This window comes from Streptomyces sp. S3(2020), from assembly GCF_013044505.1.
Classification (GTDB): domain Bacteria; phylum Actinomycetota; class Actinomycetes; order Streptomycetales; family Streptomycetaceae; genus Streptomyces.
Genome location: NZ_JABERD010000218.1, coordinates 1 through 15571, shown reverse-complemented (window position 1 = coordinate 15571; position 15571 = coordinate 1). Strand labels below are relative to the sequence as shown.

Here is a 15571-nt window from a genome sequence, read left to right as displayed (position 1 = left end):
CCCCCGAGTCCTCGAAGACGACACAGTCCTCCGGCGCCAGCCCCAGCTCCGCGGCCCCCTTGAGGAAACCCTCCGGATCCGGCTTGCTCGCGCCCACGGACTCAGCGGTGATCCGGATGTCCGGCAGCAGCAGACCGGCCGCCGCCATCCGCGCCGTGGACAGCGCGACATCCGCCGAGGTCACCAGCGCGTGCGGCACACCACGCAGGGACGCCAGGAACTCCGACGCCCCCGCTATCGCCACCACGCCGTCCATGTCGGCGGTCTCCTCGGCCAGCATCCGCGCGTTGTCCGCGTGGTTCTGCTCCATCGGCCGATCCGGCAGCAGCAACGCCATCGACGCGTACCCCTGCCGCCCGTGGACGACCTTCATGACCTCGTCGCCGTCCAGCCCGTGCCGCGACGCCCACCGCCGCCAGCAGCGCTCGACGACGGCATCGGAGTTCACGAGGGTGCCGTCCATGTCGAGCAGGAGGGCACGGGCGGTGAGCACGGTGGGCACGGCGGTGGCCGTCATCGGCAGCTCCAAGGCGCGGGGACCGGGGGTGACCCGGAGGGACAAGGCGGCCCCCGCCCGCCGGTCAGGGAGAACGGGCGGGGAGCCACTTTGTTCCTCTACGATACAAAACAAGGTCCGCTTTGCGCCAGCGCATCCCGGAACTGTTCACCGGCCGTTCAGCTCACCCCGCGACCGCCTCCCACAGGCTCCACACCCCGAGCCCCAGCATCAGCAGCGCCGCCACCTTCGTGATCAAACGCAACGGCACCCGCTTCATCAGCGCCTTTCCACCGACGATGCCCAGCCCGGCCACCGCCCAGAGCGCGAGCACCGCACCGAGACCGACGGAGAGCGGATCGTCGTAGCGGGCGGCGAGATTCGCCGTCATGATCTGGGTGAGGTCACCGAACTCGGCGACGAGGATGAGCATGAAGCCGGCGCCCGCCACCTTCCAGAAGGACTGGTTCTCCGGGCGCCGGATCTCTTCGTCGTCCTCGTCCTTCTTCAGGAGCAACATCGCCGCGCCGCCGAGGAAGAGGACGCCGGTGAGCGCGTGGACGATCTGCTGCGGCAGGAGGGTCAGCACGCTGCCCGCCGCGACGGCGAGTGCCACATGGAGGGCGAAGGCGGCCGCCACGCCGGCGAAGACGTACGACGCCCGATAGCGGGTGCCGAGGACGAGGCCCGCCAGTGCGGTCTTGTCCGGCAGCTCTGCGAGGAAGACGACGCCGAAGACCACGGCCGTCACGGTGAAGCTGATCAAGGGTCCTCAATCGGTCGGGGCTGCCCCACCGAGAGTGCTGGTCCTGCGAAACGACACACCTCGGCACGGCAGCACACAGTCAGTGCACTACTGGCCGAAGGTCTCGCTGGCCGGTCACGGATGACCTGCCTCCGGGCGCCGGCTCAGACGAGCTGAGCAGTATGTCGACGGTCCGGCGAAGAGCTACTCCCCTTCAACTCCGTCAATCATACGAGATCGTTTCGCCATAAACCTTGTCGTGTCATGTACGCGTCATTAACTTCTTACCCAACGCACACCTCCCGGCAACACGAAGCCGCGAGCATTCCATCGCTCGCGCTCCAACACCCCCACCCCTCAAAGGGAGTTCGCATGGCGAAGTTCTACGCGCGTCGACGACTCAGCATACTCGCCGCGCTCACCGGACTCATAGCCTCGGTCGGACTTTTCAACGGTCCGACCGCCTCCGCCGCGCTGCCCACCCCGGTCAGCGCCGCCACCGCCCGCACCTACCTCGCCTCCCTCACCGTGGCGACGGAGGACCGCACCGGGTACGACCGCGACCTGTTCAACCACTGGATCACCATCTCCGGCACCTGCAACACCCGTGAGACGGTCCTGAAGCGGGACGGTACGAACGTCGTCACCAGCTCCGCCTGCGCCGCCACCAGCGGCACCTGGTACTCCCCCTACGACGGCGCCACCTGGACCGCCGCCTCCGACCTGGACATCGACCACCTCGTGCCGCTGGCCGAGGCCTGGGACTCCGGCGCCGACAGCTGGACCTCCACCCAGCGCCAGAACTTCGCCAACGACCTGACCCGCCCGCAGCTCATCGCCGTCACGGACAACGTGAACCAGTCCAAGAGCGACCAGGACCCGGCCGAGTGGATGCCGTCGGTCACCTCGTACCGCTGCACCTACGTCCGCGCCTGGGTCCAGGTGAAGTACTACTACGACCTGTCCGTGGACTCCGCGGAGAAGAGCGCGCTCACCAGCTACCTGGCCAGCTGCTGACGATTCGGTGACGGAACCTCCCCGCCGGCCTCCGTCGTTCCGTACCGTACGGGGCGACGGAGGAGGATCACGTGGCCGAACTTCGGTTGGGACCGCTGCTCAGGTACGCCGACGGCTCGTCCGCGACCGTATGGGTCGAGGCGAGCCGTCCGTGCGTCGCCGAGGTGCGCTGCGCGGGCGGGGCGGGGGGCGAGACCCGTACTTTCCAGGTCTCGGGGCATCACTACGCGCTGGTTCCGGTCACCGGTCTGACACCGGGGACCTCGTCGTCGTACGAGGTCCTGCTCGACGGGGTACGCGTGTGGCCCCTGCCCGACTCCCCGTTCCCGGAGTCCGTCATCCGCACGCCGGCCGAGGACGACACCGTCCGCGTCGCCTTCGGGTCCTGCCGCTGGGCCGCGCCGCCCGGCGGTGAGCCGGACCCCGTCGGGCCGGACGCCCTGGACACCCTGGCGTCCCGGATCGCGACCGACCCGGACCGTGAACGGCCCGACGTGCTGCTGCTGTTGGGCGATCAGGTCTACGCCGACGAGACCTCGCCCGCGACCCGGCGGTGGCTCGCGACGCGACGGGATCTGAGGGATCCGCCCGGCAGCGAGGTCGCGGACTACGAGGAGTACACCCACCTCTACTACGAGTCCTGGCTCGATCCCGAGATCCGCTGGCTGCTGTCCACCGTGCCCAGTTGCATGATCTTCGACGACCATGACGTCATAGACGACTGGAACACCTCCGCCGCCTGGGTCGAGGACATGCGGGCCACCCCGTGGTGGCGGGAGCGGCTGCTGAGCGGGCTGATGTCGTACTGGGTGCACCAGCACCTGGGGAACCTGTCCCCGGCGGAGCTCGATTCCGATTCGCTCTACGCCGCCGTACGCGAAACCCCGGACGGCACCGACGAGTTGCGGGCCTTCGCCTGCAAGGCGGATGCCGATCCGGCGTCCGTGCGCTGGAGTTACCGGCGCGACTTCGGGCGGGTGCGGCTCGTGATGGTCGACAGCCGGGCGGCGCGGGTCCTGGACGAGGAGAGCCGCGCGATGCTCGACCCCGGTGAGGCGCGGTGGGTGCGCGAGCAGGTGCTGGACGGACCGGGGTCGTACGACCATCTCCTGATCGGGACCTCGCTGCCCTGGCTGCTGCCGCATCTGGTGCACGACGCCGAGGCGTGGAACGCGGCACTGTGCCGGGGTGAACGCGGGGCGCGCTGGGCGCGGTTCGGGGAGGATCTGCGGCGGCGGGCGGACCTGGAGCACTGGGCGGCGTTCCCGGCGTCCTTCGAGGCGCTGGTGGAGCTCATCGCGGAGGCGGGGTCGGGGCCGGACGCGCCGGCGACGGTGTGCGTGCTGTCGGGCGACGTGCATCACGCGTACGTCGCCGAGCCGACGTGGCCGGAGGGGAGCGGGCCCGATGCGCGGGTGCTCCAGTTGACCTGCTCTCCCGTCCACAACTCCATACCGCTGTCGATACGCCTCGGCTTCCGCTTCGGGTGGAGCGCGGTGGGCCGTTTCCTGGGGCGCCGGTTCGCCGGGCACGGCGCCTGTCCGCAGCCGTCGGTGGACTGGCGGCGGACGGGCGGCCCGTGGTTCGGCAACCAGCTCATGACGCTGACGCTGCGCGGGCGTTCGGCACGACTGCGGCTGGAGCAGGCGCGGGCCGTGCGCGGCGGCAAGGCCCGGCTGGCCGTGGTGTCGGAGTCGGTGCTGAGCGAGAAGTGACCGCACTGTGCACAAGTGAGCCCTGGGACATGCGAGTTGGGCACATTTGAATCTTCAGCGAACCCGCGTCCGCGCATACGCTCCTCGGCACTTGAGCCTCACCGACGGCTCAACTGCCCTGAGGACACGCCTTGTTGAAGAAGATCAGCATCTCGCTCGCCGCCGCCGGCGCGGGCATCGCCCTGATGGCCGCACCGGCGCACGCCGGCACCTGGTACCCGACCGGCTGGCCGCAGCACGCCTACACCTCCGACAACGCCGGCGAGGGCGCCTTCCAGGCCGAGGGCGACTGGATCATGGCGAACGACATCGCCCCCGACAGCAAGAGCGTCGTCACCCGCTGGGAGACCAACTACGGCCGCGACGGCGAGTGCAAGGCCACCGGCGGCGCGTTCACCGGCCGCGAGCAGTGCAACTACAACTTCGACGAGGACTACAAGGTCCGGATCAAGGTGTGTCTGCGGGACTACTCCGACGACATCGGCTGGGAGAACTGTTCGACCTGGACCCCCTGGCTCTCGATCGCCACCGGCGAAGCGTGATCCGGGGTACCTGCCGCCCGGCCGGCGCACGGCAGGCATGATGAGGCGGACCGTCCGCTTCCGGTGGGCGGTCTGCTGCCAAGCGCCCCCACACGCCCGGGAGTCCCCGTTTTGTCCGCACCGACCACGGCCTGCGTGCCCGTCTCCGTCGCCGTGGTCGGCGCCGGGCCGCGCGGCACCAGCGTCCTGGAACGCCTCTGCGCCTCCGCGCCGGAACTGCTCCCGCCCGGCGCCCGGCTCACCGTCCACGTGGTCGACCCGGCACCGCCCGGCGCCGGCCGCGTCTGGCGCACCGCGCAGCCGGCGGACCTGCTGATGAACACCGTGGCCTGTCAGGTGACCCTGTTCACCGACGAGAGCGTCGACTGTTCCGGCCCCGTCCGCCCCGGCCCCAGCCTGCACGAGTGGGCGGCCGGCGAACTGGGCCCGGACGAGTATCCGAGCCGCGCCCACTACGGCCGTTATCTGGAGTGGGTGTTCGCCCGTACGGTGCGCGAGGCACCGCCCGGCGTCCGGGTACGGACCCACCCGGCCCGCGCGCTACGGCTCGACGACGCCCCCGACGGCCGCCAGGTCCTCACCCTCGACGACGGCCGTGAACTGACCGGCCTGTCCGCCGTCGTCCTCGCCCAGGGCCATCTGCCGACCGTCCCCGACGCGGCGCGACGGACCCTCTCGTCGTACGCCGGGTCCCACGGCCTGCTCCACATCCCGCCCGCCAACCCGGCCGACGTCGACCTCTCCCCCGTCCTGCCGGGCGAGCCGGTCCTGTTGCGCGGCCTCGGCCTCAACTTCTTCGACCACACGGCCCTGTTGACGACAGGCCGCGGCGGCCGCTTCGTGGCCGGTCGGCGCGGGCTGCGGTACGTCCCCTCCGGCCGCGAGCCCCGGCTGTACGCCGGCTCCCGGCGCGGTGTCCCCTACCAGGCACGCGGAGACAACGCGAAGGGTCCGTACGGCCGTCACACCCCGCGTGTCCTGACGCCGGAGGTCATAGCGGGCTTCCGCAAGCGCGCCGACTCGGGCGAGGCACCCGACTTCCTCGCCGAGATATGGCCGCTGGTGGCGAAGGAGGTGGAGACGGTCTACTACGAACTCCTCCTGAAGGACGTGAAGGACGTGAAGGGCGTGAAGGACGGGGACTTCGCGGACCGCTTCCTCGCCGTCCCGCACGGTCACCCCGAAGAGGCGCTGCTCCTCGACGAGTTCGGCGTCCCGGACGCCGGCCGCTGGAGCTGGGACCGGATCTCCCGGCCGTACGCCGGGCACGGCTTCAGCCGGCCCGGGCAGTGGCGCGAGTGGCTGCTGGCGCATCTGCGCGAGGACGCCGCGCAGGCCGCCCTGGGCAACACGAACGGCCCCCTCAAGGCCGCCCTCGACGTGCTGCGCGACCTGCGCAACGAGCTCCGGCTGACCGTCGACCACGGCGGCATCGCCGGCGCCTCCCGCCGGGACCACCTCGACCGCTGGTACACCCCGCTCAACGCCTTCCTGTCCATCGGCCCGCCCCGCCGCCGGATCGAGGAGCTGGTGGCGCTGGTGGAGGCGGGCGTGGTGGAGGTGCTGGGACCGCGCCTGGAGGTCCGGGCCCAGGACGGGGCCTGGGTGGCGCGCTCGCCCGACGTCCCGGGGTCCGGCGTACGCGTGACGACGCTCATAGAGGCACGGCTTCCGGAACCGGATCTGCGGCACACCGCCGACGGACTCCTCGCCCGGCTGCTGAGGACCGGACAGTGCCGGCCGCACTCGGTCGACGGCTACGAGACCGGCGGACTGGACGTGACGCCCCGGCCGTATCACCTGATCGACCGTCAAGGGCGGGCGCACAGCAGGCGGTTCGCGTTCGGGGTGCCGACGGAGGGCGTGCACTGGGTGACCGCGGCGGGCGCCCGCCCGGGTGTGGATTCGGTCACGCTTTCGGACGCCGACGCGGTCGCGAGATCGGCTCTACGTGCGGCTACGACGGGAACGGAACCTCAAGTGGAAGCAAAGCCGTGGCCAAATGTTGAACTTGCAAGCATTGATTAGCCCCACCTAACGTGGGGTGCTCGCTCGGTTCTGTCCCCGACCGGCCCTCCCCACGGACCGGTCCGACCGTAGGAGTACCCCCCACATGACCGGACGCCTCAACAGCGCCCAGCCGTACGTCCTCGGCCTGTTCCGCATCGTCGTCGGCCTGCTCTTCACCAGCCACGGCGCCGTCGCGCTCTTCGGCGTGCTCGGCGGCGCGGACGGCAAGGGCGGCACCGTCGAGCTGGGCACCTGGCCCGGCTGGTACGCGGCCGCGATCGAGCTCGTCGGCGGCTCGCTCATCCTGATCGGCCTGGGCACCCGCTTCGCCGCCTTCATCGCCTCGGGCGCGATGGCCTACGCCTACTTCAAGGTGCACCAGCCGAACGCCCTGTGGCCGATCGAGAACAGCGGCGAGGGCGCGGCGATGTTCTGCTGGGCCTTCCTGCTGCTGGTCTTCACCGGCTCCGGCGCCTTCGGGCTCGACCGGCTGTTCCAGAAGCGCTCGACGGCCGCCGAACGGCCCGCCTCGGACCAGGCACCCGTGGCCGCCTGAGCCACACCCGCACCCGCACCCGACGGCGCCCGTCCCCACCTGGGGGCGGGCGCCGTTTCCGCCTCCCCGCCACCTGCCGCGCCCCGGCACGTGTCGGCCGGGTGAACATGCTGTGCCGAACACACGCGCCCCCCATGAATCTCCTGTCACACCTCGGGCGTACGCTGTAGGGCTGTTACGGGGGAAAACGGGGAGTGACGGTGTTCGAGAGTCTCGGGAGTACGGGCGTGCTGACCGGCAGCCCAGGAATCATCTACGCGATGGTGGCCGCGTCGGTGCTGCTCGACGTGTTCCTGCCGGTCCTGCCGAGCGGCGTCCTGGTGATCACCGCCGCCACGGCCGCGGCGGCGGGCACGGGTGCGGCCACCGGCAAGGTCCCGGGCGAGGTCCCCGACCTCATGCTGCTCACCCTCGTCGCCGCGACGGCCTCGGTGCTCGGCGATCTGGTCGCCTACCGGCTGGCCTGGCGCGGCGGCGCCCGCCTGGACCGGGCCATCGCCCGCTCCCGCCGCCTCACCACGGCGCAGGAACGTCTCGGCTCGGCCCTGGCCCGCGGCGGCGGCCCCCTGGTCGTCCTCGCCCGCTTCGCCCCGGCCGGCCGCTCGGTCGTCTCCCTCGTCGCGGGCGCCGCCCACCGCCGGGTCCGGGAGTTCCTGCCCTGGTCCGCCCTGGCAGGCCTGGCCTGGGCGGCCTACAGCGTCGCCCTCGGCTACTACGGCGCCCAGTGGCTGGGCACGACCTGGCTGGCGACGGGCGTCTCGGTCCTGGCCCTGTTCGGCGCGGGCGCCGGAGCGGCGTACGTGATGCGCCGCCAGCCGGCGTAGCGGGGCGCCTCCGCCCGCCGGCGGCCCACCGGCCCGGCTAACCGGCGCGTTGTGCCGCCGCGCCCCGGACCTCCAGGTCGGCCAGTAGCTCCGCGGTGGCCTCGGCCACCGCGGCCACCGCCCGCTCGAAGACCTCCTTGTTGTGCGCGGCCGGCGCCCGGAAGCCGGACACCTTCCGCACGTACTGGAGGGCGGCGGCCCGGATCTCGTCCTCCGTCGCCTCCTCGGGCAACGCGGGCGGGCGAAGGGTCTTGATGCTGCGGCACATACCCCCAGTCTCACCCCGGCCGGAGCTTGGCGCCGGGTGTCCACGGAATTGTGCGGAGTACGACGACGCTGGGAGTCCGTGCGGCTCCGGCGTCTGCGATGATCCGTTCCGAGGCGGCCACCATTCAAGGGGCCGACCGACGAAGGGACTTCGTGTGATGACGCACGACGAGAAACCGACCGTGGCCGTGCTGGGCCCGGGCGGCATCGGCGGCCTGCTCGCCGGACTGCTGTCGCGGGCCGGGCACCGGGTGATCTGCCTGGCCGGGGACGGGACGGCCGCGGCTCTGCGGGCGTCCGGGATCAGGGTCCGCAGTGGCCTGTTCGGGGATTTCACGGCCGCGGTGGAGACGGACACCGAGCTGCGGGTGCCGGTGGACGTCTGCCTGGTGGCGGTGAAGCAGACGGCGCTGGAGGCCGCCCTGGACCGCGTTCCACCGGCGGCGCTGGGCGATGCGCTCCTGGTGCCGTTCCTGAACGGCGTGGAGCATCCGGCGACGCTACGGGCCCGCTATCGCGAGGACGTGGTGGCCCCGGCGGTGATCCGCGTGGAGTCGACGCGGGTGGCGCCGGGAGAGATCGTGCACGGCAGCCCGTTCGCCGAGATCGACCTGACCGGGGACGGGGTGGCGAAGGAGCGTCTGGAGGCACTGGCGGACGCGCTGGGGTCGGCCGGTCCGACCACCCGGGTGCTGCCCGACGAGACGGCGGCGCTGTGGGCCAAGATGTCGTTCCTGGCCCCGCTCGCCCTCCTGACCACGCGCTACGCCCTCCCCCTGGGCGACGTCCGCACCCGCCACCGCGAGGAGCTGACGGCCCTGGTCGAGGAGACGGCCGCGGTGAGCCGCGCGTCGGGCGCCCCGGCAGACCCGGCCCAGGCCCTGGCCCGCTACGACGCGTTCCCCGCCACGACCAGGTCCTCCATGCAGCGCGACGCCGAGGCGGGCCGCCCCCTCGAACTGGACGCGATCGGCGACGCGTTGCTCCGCGCCGCGGCGCGACACGGAGTACCGGTGCCGGTGGCGACCCGCCTGGTCCGGGAACTGAGGAACGCCGGCCACTGAGCCGGACCCGCCGAGACCAACGGCCCGCGCCGCCTCCACGGCAGCGCGGGCCGCTTGCGTCCTCGACATGACCGAGCGCGCCTGATGACCGAGCGCGCCTGAGCGGGTCGGGCGGAGCGCTCAGCCGTCGTCGGAGTTGGACGAGTTCCCGCCGCTCCTCTTCCCCGAGCTCCGTACCACCCTGCCCAGGCCCAAGGTCACGGCCGCCACGGCGCGGACCCAGGCCGGCCCGCCGCGGTCCGCCCAGACCACGCACACGCACCCGAATACGGCGAGCGCCAGAACGACCAACAGCACCAGAACGGTCATGTCCCCTACCCCTGCGTTCGTACGGTTCCGGTGATCCTCTCAGATCCCCCTCACTCGAACACACGAACTACCCCTGGAAACTCGCACCCCTAAATCGAACAGGCGTAGCATTGCGCCGTGGCTACGACCTATGACTTTCCGAGTGACCTCCTCGCCGGCCAGGAGGAGCTGCATCAGGTCCGGGCGGAGCTGTCGGCCCTGCTCAAGCGACTGCCCTGGTCGGTCGAGCCACTGGACGGCTTCAGCGACACCGCGGGCTGGCGCAAGGTGGAACGCCCCGCCTCCCCCGGCTGGACACCCGACGAACAGGCCGAGGTCGAGAAGCTCAGACAGCGCGAACACGAACTCGCCGTCTTCATCACCGGCCACCGCTTCTGGACGGAGGTCACGGGCGGCGAACGCGTGGACGCCCGCATGAAGCTGAAGCATGCGGATGCGGATGCGGATGCGGATGCCGATGTGGATTCCTAGTGGACTCCGAGCACGGAGACGGCCCCCCGGAGATCGCTCCGAGGGGCCGTACACATGGTGGGCGCGGACGGTTTCGAACCGCCGACATCCTGCTTGTAAGGCAGGCGCTCTACCCCTGAGCTACGCACCCGGGTCCCGAACATCCGCGCTGCATCCGCGCTCAGGACGAGTCGACAGACTACCTTGCCCGGTGCCCTGTCCTGCAAACGCGTATCGCGGGAGCCGGACGGAGCCGGATCTCAGGCCGGGTCTCAGGGTAGATCCGGGGGTTTTCCCCACCCCGGATCCGGGAGCGTCCCGGATCCCGTGGCAGCTCCCCGCTCCGTACGGTCGAAGAGCCTCATCATTCTGGCTCAGGGGGAGATCCCAATGGCTCGTACCGCCACCGCTCGCATGGTCCTCGCCGCCGGCGCCGTCGTCCTCATCGCGGGCGTCAGCGCCTGTGGTGCCTCCGCCGGGGACGACAAGGACCCGGATCAGCGGTCGTTCACGCTGGAGGGCAAGACGCTGACCATCGACTCCGACGACTCGGCGCTGGAGATCGTCGCCGCCGACGGCAACAAGGAGGGCCAGGTCGAGGTCACCCGCTGGTTCAAGGGCACGGTCGCCCTCGGCAAGGACCCGAAGGTCACCTGGTCGATGAAGGACGACACGCTGAAGCTGCGGATGACGTGCACCGGCGTGGTCGCCGACTGCGCGGCCAAGCACCGGATCGAGGTCCCGCGCGGGGTCGCCGTGAAGGTCGAGGACGGGGACGGGAGCGTGCGGGCCAGGGGGTTCGAGGACGCGCTGAGCATTCGTACGGGAGATGGATCGGTGCATGTCACCGACTCCAGCGGCCCGCTCGTCCTGAAGACCGGCGACGGCTCCGTGCGCGCCGACGTCACCTCGCGCGACGTGCGCTCCGAGACCGGCGACGGCTCGGTCCACCTCGAACTGGGCGTCGTACCGGACCGCGTGGAGTCCAGGAGCGGCGACGGTTCCGTGACCATCGACGTCCCCGAGGCCACGTACAAGGTGACGACCCAGACCGGTGACGGCGGGGTGGATGTTTCCGTGCCGCGGGCCGACTCCAGCACGCATGTCATCACCGCCCGCACCGGCGACGGCAAAGTCACGGTCCGGACCGCGAACTAACGGGCCCGTGTGTTCGTCCTTAACCGGTGGGAGAATGACACCGGGCCAGGACGGACACAGCACGGGAGAGGGATGTGACGGCGACACCAGCGCAGCCGTACTCGCCGTCGGAGTCGCGCGCACAACACGCGCTGCGCGACACACTCACCCTCATCGCGTTGCCCCTGGTCGCCGCCCTCGCGCTGCCCGTGGCGTTCGCCGGCGGCGGCACCCGGCGCTGGTTCGGCGGGCGCTCCGAGAGCCAGCGGGCCGAGGCGCAGGCCGCGAAGGACGCCGCCGCGGCCGCCTTCTACGAGCTGGACACCGCCCAGCGCGATCTGCGGATCTCGATAGAGACGATCACCGCGGTCGACGACTCCCCCGCCGCCCGGCGCGCGGTCGCCGACTTCGAGGCGGTCAGCAGACGGATCGACGAGGCCAGCCACCAGTACATCGAGGCCGTCGACGCGCACGACCTCGACCGGGACGACCTGGAGGCCTCGGTCGCCGTACGCGCGCGTACCGAGCTCACCAAGGCCAAGGACGAGCTCGCCAATGTCAAGCGGGAGCTGGACCGCTTCGGCGACAGCCTCGGTCCGCTCCTCGGCAAGGCCGAGACCCAGCTGGCCCGCCTCGCTCCCGCGGTCGAACGGGCCCGGCAGGGGCTCCTGGCCGCCTCCAACGCCCTGGACGCCGTACGCGAGTCGGGGCTGAAGGCCGACGACCTCGCCGCCCGGCTCGCCGCCCTCGGCCCCGAGCTGACCAAGCTGAACCAGGGCGCCGGACAGCATGGCGTCCCGGACACCCTGGAGCGTGCCGAGCGCGTCGCCCGGGAGGCCGAGACGGTCCGGGTCGAGTCCGAGCGGCTGCCCGAGAAGGCTGCCGAGATCGACCACCGGCTCGTCTCCCTGCGCACCCGCGCCCAGGCCCTCACCACCCGCGCGGGCCAGGTCGACCCGGTCCTGAGCGAGCTGCGCCGCCGCTTCACGGCCGCCTGCTGGCAGGACCTCCAGCACGTCCCGGACCAGGCCGCGGAGAACGTACGCCAGGCCGAGCAGAAGCTCACACAGGCCCGCGCCGCCCGCGACGAGCAGCGCTGGCCGGACGCGACCGCCCTGCTGTCGACCGTACGGGCCCTGCTGAACACCACCGACGAGTCCGTCTCCGCGGCGGGCGACCGGCTGCGGCGGCTGAACGCCGTACAGAAGGACCCCCAGCAGGAGATCGACCGGACCCGGTTCGCCATCCGGGACGCGCAGCGGCTGGCCATGACGGGCCGGAACACCCCCGACCCGCGGCACGCGCGCCCCCTGGACGACTCCGTGGCCCGCCTGGAGCGGGCGATCGGCACGCTGGAGGGCCGCCACCCCGACTACTGGCACTTCCTCACGGAGACGGAGGCGGTGCGGCAGACGGTGACGCGCGTGGTGGCGCAGATCCGGGAGGAGCGCGGCGCCGCCCACTGAGGCGCGGTTAACCTGTGCGCATGCCTCGTTACGAGTACCGGTGCCGGACCTGCGGCGACACGTTCGAACTGAGCCGTCCGATGGCGGAGTCGTCCGCCCCCGCGGACTGCCCGGCCGGCCACGGTGACACGGTGAAGCTGCTGTCGACGGTGGCCGTCGGCGGCTCGGCCTCCGCACCGGCCCAGGCCCCCCGCTCCGGAGGCGGCGGAGGCGGAGGCGGTGGCGGTTGCTGCGGCGGAGGCTGCTGCGGCTGACGGGCACCAGCTAACGGACGACGGCTTCAGGAAACCTTCAGCTGCGGTTTCCTACCGTGAGCGGCATGACAGCCGCACCGCAGTGGATCAACGGACTCATGGACACGCTCGGCGCGCCCGGCGCCGGCCTGGCCATCGCCCTGGAGAACCTCTTCCCTCCGCTGCCGAGCGAGGTCATCCTGCCGCTCGCGGGGTTCGCGGCGAGCACCGGCCAAATGAGCCTGTGGGCGGCGCTGCTGTGGACGACCGCCGGTTCGGTGATCGGCGCGCTCGCCCTCTACGGTGTCGGCGCGCTGCTCGGCCGTGAGCGCACGGTGGCGATCGCGGCGCGGCTGCCGCTGGTGAAGGTCTCGGACATCGAGAAGACCGAGGCGTGGTTCCTGCGGCACGGCACCAAGGCGGTGTTCTTCGGCCGGATGATCCCGATCTTCCGCAGCCTGATCTCGGTGCCGGCCGGCGTCGAACGCATGCCCCTGCCGGTGTTCCTCGGTCTGACCACGCTGGGCAGCGCGCTGTGGAACACCGCGTTCGTGATGGCGGGCTATCTGCTGGGTGACAACTGGACCCGGGTCACGGACATCGTGTCCGCGTACTCGAAGGTCGTCCTCGTGGGGGCCGCGCTGGCGGTGCTGGCGTTCGTCGTCGTACGACTGCTGCGGCGACCGGGATCCGGCCGCCGCAGGCGCACCCGGGACGTGCGCGTCGAGTCCTAGCTCAGATCCCCCGCGTCCCCTTCAGGAACTCCCGCAGGATCCGCTCCCCCGCCAGCACGCCCCGTTCCGGCAGCGCGGTGAGCGTCGGAGCGGCGAAGCCCTCGTCGGCGAGCTCCCCGTGGCCCGGCCGCCAGGCCTTGTCCGCGGCGAGCAGCAGATCGGCGTCGAGGAGGGAGTCACCGGCGGCCAGCGTGAGCTCCGCGCCGGTGCGGCGGGCGACCTCGCGCATGGCGGCGCTCTTGGTCAGCGGCTTGGGGACGGCGTAGATCTTGCGGCCCTGGAGGGAGACCGTCCAGCCGCGGTTCTCCGCCCACACCGCGAGCTCCTTCACCCAGTCCTCGGGCAGCAGTTCGCGCTCGACGACGAGGTAGGCGAAGAGGTCCTCGGCGACCCGGTGCTTGCGCACCCACAGGGGGTCGGCCGTCCGCAGCAGGTGCTCGCGGACCTCGTCCAGGGGCGCGCACTCGTCGGCCAGCCGGGCCTGCACGCGCGCGTGCCAGTCGGCGTCCGTCACTCCGTCCACCAGCAGATGCCCGCCGTTGGCGCAGATCGCGTACTTCGGGGGCGGGCCCGGCAGGTTGATGCGCTGGTACTGCTTACGGGTCCGGGTGGTCGTCGGCACGAACACCGCCGCGTCGCCGAGGTCGGCCAGCAGTGCGGCGGCCGTCTCCGTCATGAACGACAGCGGTCTGCTCTCGTGCACCTCGACGCAGAGCAGCCGGGGCGCCCGCGCGTCCGGCATGGTCAGCGCGAGGGCCGCGGAGGAGTAGATGAGCGTACGGTCGAGGTCACTAGCCACCAGCACCGGCATCAGACGGTCACCGCCTTGCCGTCGGCGCCCGTCGCGCCCCGCGTGTACTTGGGGTGGATCAACCCCACGCAGGTGTACGGGAGTTCGTCGACCTCTTCCACCGGGACACCTCTCTGTTCGGCCAACAGGCGCACATGGTCCAGGTCGGCGCCCGCGCCGGCCCGCGCCAGGATCTTCCAGGGCACCCGGCGCAGCAGCACCCGGGTGGTCTCGCCGACACCGGGCTTGACGAGGTTCACGTCGTGGATGCCGTACTCCTCGCTGATCCGCTCGACGGCCGCCCAGCCCTCCCAGGTGGGGGCGCGGTCGCCGGACAGCAGCTCCTTGACCTGGGTCCCGACCGCCTCCGCGACCTCCGGGAAGGCGGCGACGACGGCGTCGACGAAGTCCACGGAGACGTCGGCGCCGGCGAGTTCGCGGTAGAACTTCGCGCCGTGGAAGTCGTTCGGGCCGACGAGGTCGGTGCGCAGCACGGTGCGTGAGATCAGGCCGGACACCGTGGAGTTGAGGCAGGCGGAGGGGATGAGGAAGTCCTCACGGGTGCCGTAGGTCCGTACGCACGAGCCCGGGTCGGCCAGTACGGCGATCTCCGGGTCGAAGCCGGTGATGCCGTCGGAGGCCTCGAACTCCTTGATGGCGTCGGCCAGTTCGCGGGTGATGGCGCCCTTGCCGGTCCAGCCGTCGACGAACACGACGTCGGCCGGGTCGTGGTGGGCGGCCAGCCAGCGCAGTGCGTTGGCGTCGATGCCGCGGCCGCGCACGATGGAGACGGCGTAGTGCGGGAGGTCCAGGCCGTGCCGGAACTGCGCCCAGCGGCGCATCAGGACCCCGACGGGGGTGCCGGCGCGGGCGAGCGAGACGAGGACCGGGCGGGGCGAGCGCTCGGTGAGCACGATCTCGGTGACCGCGCCGACCGCCTGCGCGAGCCGCGGCGCGGACCCGTCGAGCGCGGTGTGGAAGAGCTGCTGGTACTGGTCGCTGGGCTGGTACTCCACCGGCAGCGACTCCGCGTAGTGCGCGCCGCCGCTCTGGATGGCTTCCTCGCGTTCCTCGGTCGGTGCCTCCAGCGTCACGTCCGAGAGGTCCTGGAGCAGCCAGCCGACGTCTTCCGGGGCGTACGAGGAGAAGGCGGGGCCGCGGAGGGGGTCGGGCAGCATGGGGGGCCTTTCGGGGACGGACAGGGGCGCGGGGGTGG

At 71.7% G+C, this 15571-nt stretch carries 17 protein-coding genes, 1 tRNA gene and 1 pseudogene; 12 read left to right on the top strand and 7 right to left on the bottom strand.

Features of this window, described 5'->3' with window-relative positions; translation table 11 throughout:
- The coding region (locus HLK59_RS40855; RefSeq protein ID WP_171146723.1) for an HAD-IA family hydrolase at positions 1 to 517 on the bottom strand (517 nt) is incomplete at its 3' end.
- A gap of 163 nt (positions 518 to 680) precedes the next feature.
- The gene (locus HLK59_RS40850; protein WP_171146722.1) at positions 681 to 1262 is read right to left on the bottom strand and encodes a TMEM165/GDT1 family protein; all 582 of its coding nucleotides are present in this window, start codon (positions 1260 to 1262) and stop codon (positions 681 to 683) included.
- 351 nt (positions 1263 to 1613) lie between these two features.
- Between HLK59_RS40850 and HLK59_RS40845 the strand changes: the two genes are divergently transcribed.
- The 6 genes from HLK59_RS40845 to HLK59_RS40820 all read left to right on the top strand — a co-directional run bounded on the left by HLK59_RS40845 (position 1614) and on the right by HLK59_RS40820 (position 7905).
- A complete protein-coding gene (locus HLK59_RS40845; protein ID WP_171146721.1) occupies positions 1614 to 2258 on the top strand; it encodes an HNH endonuclease family protein in 645 nt (214 codons plus the stop codon).
- A 71-nt stretch (positions 2259 to 2329) separates the two neighbouring features.
- Complete coding sequence (locus HLK59_RS40840) at positions 2330 to 3973, top strand: alkaline phosphatase D family protein (RefSeq protein ID WP_171146720.1); 1644 nt, start codon at positions 2330 to 2332, stop codon at positions 3971 to 3973.
- A gap of 134 nt (positions 3974 to 4107) precedes the next feature.
- Positions 4108 to 4515: a hypothetical protein gene (locus tag HLK59_RS40835; protein WP_171146719.1), complete on the top strand. Its 408-nt coding sequence runs from the start codon at positions 4108 to 4110 to the stop codon at positions 4513 to 4515.
- 111 nt (positions 4516 to 4626) lie between these two features.
- Positions 4627 to 6543 (top strand): FAD/NAD(P)-binding protein, encoded by a 1917-nt coding sequence (locus HLK59_RS40830; RefSeq protein ID WP_171146718.1) that lies wholly within the window; start codon positions 4627 to 4629, stop codon positions 6541 to 6543.
- A gap of 85 nt (positions 6544 to 6628) precedes the next feature.
- The gene (locus HLK59_RS40825) at positions 6629 to 7081 is read left to right on the top strand and encodes a DoxX family protein (RefSeq protein ID WP_171146717.1); all 453 of its coding nucleotides are present in this window, start codon (positions 6629 to 6631) and stop codon (positions 7079 to 7081) included.
- Between the two features lie 200 nt (positions 7082 to 7281).
- Complete coding sequence (locus HLK59_RS40820; protein ID WP_171146716.1) at positions 7282 to 7905, top strand: VTT domain-containing protein; 624 nt, start codon at positions 7282 to 7284, stop codon at positions 7903 to 7905.
- Positions 7906 to 7942: 37 nt separating this feature from the next.
- On the opposite strand, the gene HLK59_RS40815 is transcribed toward HLK59_RS40820, so the two are convergent.
- A complete protein-coding gene (locus HLK59_RS40815) occupies positions 7943 to 8173 on the bottom strand; it encodes a DUF2277 domain-containing protein (protein WP_171146715.1) in 231 nt (76 codons plus the stop codon).
- Between the two features lie 157 nt (positions 8174 to 8330).
- On the opposite strand from HLK59_RS40815, the gene HLK59_RS40810 reads away from it, so the two are divergent.
- On the top strand, positions 8331 to 9236 hold the full coding sequence (locus HLK59_RS40810) for a 2-dehydropantoate 2-reductase (protein ID WP_171146714.1): 906 nt from the start codon (positions 8331 to 8333) through the stop codon (positions 9234 to 9236).
- A 120-nt stretch (positions 9237 to 9356) separates the two neighbouring features.
- Here the strand turns inward: HLK59_RS40810 and HLK59_RS40805 are convergent, their stop codons facing one another.
- Complete coding sequence (locus HLK59_RS40805) at positions 9357 to 9545, bottom strand: hypothetical protein (RefSeq protein WP_171146713.1); 189 nt, start codon at positions 9543 to 9545, stop codon at positions 9357 to 9359.
- Positions 9546 to 9662: 117 nt separating this feature from the next.
- Between HLK59_RS40805 and HLK59_RS40800 the strand changes: the two genes are divergently transcribed.
- Positions 9663 to 10016, top strand: a complete 354-nt coding sequence (locus HLK59_RS40800; RefSeq protein WP_171146712.1) for a hypothetical protein — start codon at positions 9663 to 9665, stop codon at positions 10014 to 10016.
- A 55-nt stretch (positions 10017 to 10071) separates the two neighbouring features.
- Here the strand turns inward: HLK59_RS40800 and HLK59_RS40795 are convergent.
- A tRNA-Val gene (locus HLK59_RS40795) sits at positions 10072 to 10146 on the bottom strand.
- 239 nt (positions 10147 to 10385) lie between these two features.
- Between HLK59_RS40795 and HLK59_RS40790 the strand changes: the two genes are divergently transcribed.
- From HLK59_RS40790 to HLK59_RS40775, 4 genes and pseudogenes are all read left to right on the top strand, one after another.
- Positions 10386 to 11153 carry a DUF4097 family beta strand repeat-containing protein gene (locus HLK59_RS40790; RefSeq protein ID WP_171146711.1) on the top strand — a complete coding sequence of 256 codons (768 nt, stop codon included), beginning with the start codon at positions 10386 to 10388 and terminating at the stop codon, positions 11151 to 11153.
- Positions 11154 to 11227: 74 nt separating this feature from the next.
- Complete coding sequence (locus HLK59_RS40785; RefSeq protein ID WP_171146710.1) at positions 11228 to 12598, top strand: hypothetical protein; 1371 nt, start codon at positions 11228 to 11230, stop codon at positions 12596 to 12598.
- A 20-nt stretch (positions 12599 to 12618) separates the two neighbouring features.
- Positions 12619 to 12852 (top strand): zinc ribbon domain-containing protein, encoded by a 234-nt coding sequence (locus tag HLK59_RS40780; protein WP_171146709.1) that lies wholly within the window; start codon positions 12619 to 12621, stop codon positions 12850 to 12852.
- Between the two features lie 65 nt (positions 12853 to 12917).
- A pseudogene (locus tag HLK59_RS40775) lies at positions 12918 to 13541 on the top strand (DedA family protein); the annotation flags it as partial.
- A gap of 25 nt (positions 13542 to 13566) precedes the next feature.
- Here HLK59_RS40775 and HLK59_RS40770 read toward each other — a convergent pair.
- Both HLK59_RS40770 and HLK59_RS40765 read right to left on the bottom strand, forming a co-directional pair.
- Positions 13567 to 14376, bottom strand: coding sequence for an HAD family hydrolase (locus tag HLK59_RS40770; protein WP_171146707.1), 810 nt, complete (start codon positions 14374 to 14376; stop codon positions 13567 to 13569).
- Positions 14376 to 15571: cysteine protease StiP family protein (locus tag HLK59_RS40765; RefSeq protein ID WP_171146706.1), on the bottom strand; the 1196-nt coding region annotated here is incomplete at its 5' end. The genes HLK59_RS40770 and HLK59_RS40765, both read right to left, overlap by 1 nt.